The organism is Enteractinococcus helveticum (assembly GCF_001657475.1).
Lineage (GTDB): Bacteria > Actinomycetota > Actinomycetes > Actinomycetales > Micrococcaceae > Yaniella > Yaniella helvetica.
Genome location: NZ_LXEY01000044.1, coordinates 1 through 444 on the forward strand (window position 1 = coordinate 1; position 444 = coordinate 444).

Here is a 444-nt window from a genome sequence, read left to right on the forward strand (position 1 = left end):
ATTTAGTGATGTACGTATAGACCTGACGCAATATAATGAATTACAAGTGAATCTGATACGCTCACATGCCTGTGGACTAGGTGAGCCATTTTCAAAAGAAGTAGCATTAGTCATGATGATTTTACGATTGAATACATTATTAAAAGGTCATTCAGGTGCCACTTTAGAATTAGTGAGACAATTACAATTTTTTATAAATGAACGTATTATACCGATAATCCCACAGCAAGGCTCTCTCGGTGCATCAGGAGATTTAGCGCCATTATCACACTTAGCATTAGCATTAATTGGTGAAGGGAAAGTATTGTACAGAGGGGAAGAAAAGGATAGTGACGATGTATTAAGAGAATTAAATAGACAACCTTTGAACCTTCAGGCTAAAGAAGGTTTAGCATTGATTAATGGTACGCAAGCTATGACAGCTCAAGGTGTCATTAGTTATAT

Annotated in this window: 1 protein-coding gene; it reads left to right on the forward strand. The window is 36.3% G+C overall.

Annotated elements, in window-relative coordinates; all coding sequences use genetic code 11:
- A partial coding sequence (locus tag A6F49_RS17445; RefSeq protein ID WP_161485827.1) for an aromatic amino acid lyase occupies positions 1-444 on the forward strand: 444 nt, incomplete at both ends.